Source organism: Methanobrevibacter sp. (assembly GCF_030539555.1).
Taxonomy (GTDB): Archaea; Methanobacteriota; Methanobacteria; order Methanobacteriales; family Methanobacteriaceae; genus Methanocatella.
The window spans coordinates 1-6,425 of the sequence record NZ_JAUNXX010000078.1; the positions used below are offsets into that span (position 1 = coordinate 1).

Consider the following 6,425-nt stretch of genomic DNA (forward strand, 5'->3'; position numbering starts at 1 on the left):
AAATGAATAAATATCATATGATACATCAAAAGAATAATATTGTTCATTAATCGCGGAATCATGAATCAATCGTACTAAACCAAAATCAGTTATTTTAACAATCCCTTCGCTAATTAAAATATTGTCTGATTTAACATCCCCATGAACATAGCCTTTTTGGTTTACATATTCCATTGCATTGCAAAACTGAATGCACCACTTTAAAACTTGTTCTTCACTTATATCTTCTGATTCCATATATTCTGTTAATGTCAGATGGTTTTGTTCATTAGGGAGGATTGGTTCCATTAAAAGATAAGGTCGTCTATTATCATCTAAATCTGCGGTAAATGCAGAAACAATATTTGGATGTTCGGATAATTCTATCCAGGGATAAATTTCTTTTTTAAACTCGTTTAAGTCATTAATGGAGATATTTTCATTTTGTAGGGTTTTCAATGCTAAGGGAATCCCAGTTATTTTATTTTTTACAATATAAACAACGCCAAAACCTGATTTATTTTCACCACCTCTAACATGAGTTATTTCAAAATTTTTAAATATTTCGTCACCTTCATTAAACTGCTTTGACATATAATCTCCTGCTATTTTTATAAATTTCTTTATAGTTGATCAAATTCGTAAATTCTAAATTTCAGGTCTTTAATTTTAGTATATATGTTGATTAATGATGTCAATCTAGTTTTAACATCAACTGGTATTTTTTAGAACCTGTCACTAAAACCTAATCCCTTAAGAATTTCAAAATCATCTGGGGATGAGTATTCTCCAGATATGTATTTATTTTTTACCTTCCAGCCGTTTAATGGACTTGATCAGGTTATCAAAATCAGATTCATAATTTCTATCCTGATCTATTCTGAATTCCTTATACTCATTAATCGCATGAGCTTTGGCCTCAACAGCTGAAACTTTACCTTTTCCTTCCAATAGTGGCAATTGGCTTAATTCAAGATATCCGTAAAGCAATGTTTTCCAGTCTTTCATGAATGTTGGTTTTTGGGAATTTGCCCTTGTCTCTGCTAGTGTTAAAAAACCGTCAACCAGTGTATTCAGTGAATCCAATTCAACTTCGTTTAAGTAGTTTTTTGAGATTACCACGTCTGCCTGCAGGATTTTTCCATGAGGGGCATCTTCCCATGTTGTAAGTCCCATGTTAATTTTATTTTTGTCGCTGCGGGATTTTATGATTTCAGCGGCAGTCTGGCCGGTTATGGCAAACAAGAGCATGTTCTGTACTGTGGCAAAGAAGTCTTTTGTCTCATCAGCATCCAGATTGTAATCAGCACTTGTTGCATATAAATCTGTGATTTTTTGGTTGAATCTTCTCTCTGAAGCACGAATTTCACGAATTCTTGAAAGCAAATGGTCAAAGTAGTCTTTTCCAAATCTTGAGCCTTTTTTTAATAATTCATCATCCAGTGCAAAACCTTTTACAATATACTCCTTAAGCACGCCTGTCGCCCACCTGCGAAAGTGTGTTGCCTGTTTGCTGTTTACACGGTAACCGACTGAGATAATGGCATCCAGGTTGTATAATATTGGTTGTGTTTTCGCATCAGGGTTTATAATAACGATTTCAGTATTATTGAAATCGTTCGGATTGAAGGTAACTTCCGATTTTACTAATTCTCCGGATTCAAAAATATTATTTAAATGAGTACTTATTGTATTGATATTTTTACCAAATAATTCGGCCATGGTTTTTTGTGTAGTCCACATTGTGTCATTTTCTGAATCAATAATTACATTTATGGCCACTGCTCCGTCTTCACTGGTATATAATAATGTTTTTACAACTTCATTATTCATATTTAAACCCCGCATATCTAAAATTGCTATAATAATAAGTAGGTTTATAATGTATATAAAAGATTAGAGAGAGCATTTGAAAAGTAAGATTTTTGTATATACTAAGCTAGTTTGCTACAATTTTCGCTCTTAGGCGATATTACTAAAACCTGAAATCCTTAAAAAATTTCAGAAGTGTCACCGGATTGGTATTTTCAAGATTGTAAAATGCATGATACTTTTTATGACACCAGTGACATAATGTTATGCCGTTGTCTAGATCAAGTCTAAGCGGAATAAAATTTTTAAACGAGAAGACATGATTTGCTTCCAAGTGCTGGTCGGCTCCGCATAAAACACAGCATTCATTATCCCTTTCTTTTATACTTTTAACCCAGTCCTTATACTCTTTGGTGTTTCTCACTTCATCTATGTTTTTGCTTTTGGAAATGTCAATCCATTCGTCTTTTTGGCTCATGATTATTCCTCACTGAATTTAAGAGTAGCTATTTATACTAAAAGATAAAAAAGTTAAAATTGTAAAATAGAAATTATTTTACTACCTATTAAAGAGAAAGTAATATAATGTTTGGCTTGTATTAGTGTATTTTTTTCAGACCTCAACAAATAATTAAAAAAATGCTTAATTTCAATCTGTTTTTATTTACTTTCAATCACTCGATATTAATAGGATTAGGGAAAATGTTTTTTCCTTTTGGTTTTTAAAAATCACACCTGATTTTTGATGACCTGGTGATGTTCAGACATTGTATCAATGTATATGATTTTTAAACTTTAATTGAACTCCTTTTGAATTAAAAAAATCAAGCTTTAGACCATTATTATTTATTAAATTAAACTTAAATTTACCTAAAACCCAATTTAGTACAGATAACTTTAATATCTATACATATAATATTGTTTATCTATTTATTAATATATACTTTCTCATTATTCAATCATATTTGAATTTTTTAAAAGGCGTTAAATTAATCTAATCAAATGATTTTTTTGCAAAAAGAAATATCAAGGATTTTAAATGAGATTAATAAAAAAATACCCATATAAAATATTCAATTACTCATTTTAAATGCAAACGAATTTTTTCATTAAATTTAACTGCCTGAATGAAAAATCACAAATGCCAAATAAAATTCAAAAAACATCAAAAAAATCTTACATTATCCACTAGTTTACAACAAGTTAACCGATAATAATTTCCCAATTAATCCACACTCAACAAATAATATTCAATTCACAATTTTAGACAGTAAATAATCGGATAAATCAATTAACCAAATTTTTTAAAGCTGTTTTTAAAATTAGCAAAAACACGTCCTAAAAAATCAAGGTAACCAAAAGGTTACCATTGCTTAAAACGAATAAAACAAACTAAAAGAACGTTATAAATTTAACAACCAAATAATCATCACCAAAAAAATAAAAACACAAATTCACAACTTGAATTTCAATATTTAAACTAATTATCAAAACTTTCATAAAAGAAGTAATGTCCGAGACATTGATACAATACATGTAGATTTGTCAAGTAAATTGAAGCTCTTTTTGAAAAACAACCTTGATTTTGGCAGATTCCAAAAAAAGAATTCGTCAAAATCTTCTAGAAAAACGAGGTTATTAAGATGAAGAGTGGGAATAAAACAATACTACTAATTTCAATGTTAGTAATGTTAATCTGCTGTGTAAGTGCAGTAAGCGCAACAGACGCAGACAACATTACCGTACCTGATGATACAGATGTCATTGAAATAGATGATACTGTTGACTCAGTTGAAGAAGTAGAAAGTGATGGGATTGATGACACTGTAGATGGTGTAAACACCCAACAAAACTTAAGAGGAGCAAATATTAATGGGAATCCAGTAAGCATATATTTTGGTAATGATGGTGTTTTATTAAGCACTGCTGGAAATACATTAACATTTGGTGGCGATTTTTACAAAGCAAATTATAATTATAAAAATTTTATAATTAATAGGGCTGTAACAATTAATGCAAATACTACTGATGCTCCAACATTACACGATATGGGATTCGAATTAATAGCTAATGGAATTACTTTAAATGGTATAACATTTGACATGACTGCACCAAGTGGTGAAAGTTGTTATTTAATTGATATTGAAAGTGCAAATAATGTGAATGTAACAAATAATAAAATTACATATGTTTGTGATGTTACAAATGAGGATTATTATAATTATGTAATTAAAGTTAGAGATAGTGAAAATGTAACTCTTTATAACAATACTATTACTGCAACATTACCTTTAAAGGATGTTGATTATAGTCATTGGACACCTGAACCAACAATTGATTATGATTTAGTTTCTGTCGTTGCTGTAGAAAGTTGTTATCGTTTTAAATTTGTAAACAATACTGTAAATGTAACAATAAATAATCGTACTGGTGATTATCCTACATTAAGTTCAATACTTATTGTAAAATCAAATAATGCTAGTTTAATTGGAAATAAAATATCTGTACAAGATATGGTGACTGGAGAAGAAGAAGCAAATTTCTTATATGCAATTGATATTTACAAATGTTATAATTTAACAATCGATCACAATAAAATAGATATAAATAGTAATAGTGGTAATCTTACCATAAATGGTACTGGTGCTGCTTATGGTATACAATTAACTGGCCCACATACTGGAGTAATGATTTCATACAATAATATTACAACTGCTAATAATGGTCCTAATTTAGGTATTTACTCTCAAAATACTATAGGTGAAACTAACTTAACTATTAAAGGTAATATTATTAATGTAACTGGTAGGGCAGGTTATCATCCGTGGGCATTAGTATCTGGTATGGAATTACAAGATACATATGCTACTGTATGTGGTAATACTATTGATGTAACTAATGTTGAAGGTGCAACTGGAGGTTATATTTATGGTATAAGTTACTGTCAACCTACTGGTGGCGACCATACTTATATCATTTGCAATAATACTGTGAGAGTTCCCGATGGAGAATATGCAGTTTATTTGGATGGAGTAATTGATACTGTAGTTACTAATAATTGGTTATATTCAGCATTAGATCATGGAGATGGTGCAGTAGAAGTCATTGGAACTAATATTACTGATACTGGGAATTTTCCATATCCATAATTGTGATTTTATTTTTGAGAGGTTATATTTTATCTAAAACTTCTCAAAATTTTAATGTATTGATTTAAAATGTATAATAAAAAAATTTTAATTACTCTCGTTATTTTTTCTTTAATCTTTTCGCTTGGAGTAGTTTCTGCATCAGAATTAAACGAAAATTCATATTTGAAGGAATCTTATGATGATGCAGTAATATCAACTGATTTAAACCAACTGGAAATGCAAGAAGGCAATGATATTGGGTTGTCTGAAGATAGTTCTTGTGATATTTACGTTGATGAAAAAGGAGATAATGTAAATAGTAATGGGACTAAAGAAAATCCATTCACTACTTTAGATTCCGCATGTACTAGTGTTAATGAATACAAAGAAAAAATTACTGTAAATATTTATAATGGAAATTATACTTTAGGTTCTGAACTTCAATTTAATACTTCAAATTTGCATATTAATGCGATAGGTAATAATGTAATAATAAAAAATTTATATGATGCTGATGGGATAAAACAATCATTTGGTTTAATCGAACAGGGCAATGGTAATTTTACAATGTCTAATGTAATTTTCGATGGTTCTAGTTGGACTAAAACTAATACACAAGGTCAATTTTTCACTCCATTCAGTAATGGGGATGGTAATATTGTAAAATTTGATAATTGTACTTTCATCGGATTTGAAAGTACTAAGAATCAGCTTGGAACTATATTGCCTCATTCTACTAAAACTTTAAACACTAATAATCTATATGAATTTACTAATTGTAAGTTTATTAACTATACTACTGCATCTACTCGTGGGATTGGTATTGCATTTGGTTGCGATGTAACTTTTTTAAATTGTATTTTTTCAGCAGAATATTCTGAAGGTATAGGCATGATTAAAGCAAAGACTGTTATTTTTGACAGTTGTTGGTTTGGTTATAATGATTTTAATGATAATAGAATGTTCACTGCTAAAAATAGTATGAATGGTAAAATCACTAATCGTCCAGGTATAACTCAAGGAATTTATCATTTCACACGATATGCAATTTTTGATGTTTCTGAAAATTATTTGGGTGGTAATGTCTATGAAATTGTAGGTAAATTAATGTGGAATGATACAACTACAGATAATATTGATAAATTGGGTCCAATGACAGTCTATTTATCAGCAGATAATGGTGACATTCCTAAAACAGCAACTTTAGAAAATGGTATTTTTAAAGTTAACTATATTGCTGAATCAGATTCTCATGAAATTACAGCAGTATTGGATCACCAAATAATTAAATTAAATAATACAATTAATTTCGCATTAAACTCCCCAAGTATTCAATATGGTGATGACCAGAATGTTACTGTAACTTTCCAGAATAATGTTAGTGGTACAGTATATGTGACTGTGAATAATAATACTTATAGGGTTTATTCTGATAATAAAAATGTTACTGTTGTACCAATTGACGATAAATTACCTAAAGGAACTCACGAGGTTAATGTAAAA

5 protein-coding genes are annotated in these 6,425 nt (G+C 29.5%); 2 read left to right on the forward strand and 3 right to left on the reverse strand.

Features of this window, described 5'->3' with window-relative positions; all coding sequences use genetic code 11:
- The 3 genes from Q4Q55_RS09310 to Q4Q55_RS09320 all read right to left on the reverse strand — a co-directional run.
- Positions 1–573, reverse strand: a 573-nt coding sequence (locus Q4Q55_RS09310) for a protein kinase family protein (RefSeq protein ID WP_303372536.1), incomplete at its 3' end; no start/stop codon positions are given.
- 207 nt (positions 574–780) lie between these two features.
- Positions 781–1,812, reverse strand: coding sequence for a RhuM family protein (gene rhuM / locus Q4Q55_RS09315; RefSeq protein WP_303372537.1), 1,032 nt, complete (start codon positions 1,810–1,812; stop codon positions 781–783).
- A 142-nt stretch (positions 1,813–1,954) separates the two neighbouring features.
- Positions 1,955–2,269: an HNH endonuclease gene (locus tag Q4Q55_RS09320; RefSeq protein WP_303372538.1), complete on the reverse strand. Its 315-nt coding sequence runs from the start codon at positions 2,267–2,269 to the stop codon at positions 1,955–1,957.
- A gap of 1,201 nt (positions 2,270–3,470) precedes the next feature.
- Here Q4Q55_RS09320 and Q4Q55_RS09325 point away from each other — a divergent pair.
- Positions 3,471–4,940, forward strand: coding sequence for a hypothetical protein (locus Q4Q55_RS09325; protein ID WP_303372539.1), 1,470 nt, complete (start codon positions 3,471–3,473; stop codon positions 4,938–4,940).
- 69 nt (positions 4,941–5,009) lie between these two features.
- Positions 5,010–6,425, forward strand: a 1,416-nt coding sequence (locus tag Q4Q55_RS09330) for a hypothetical protein (protein WP_303372540.1), incomplete at its 3' end; no start/stop codon positions are given.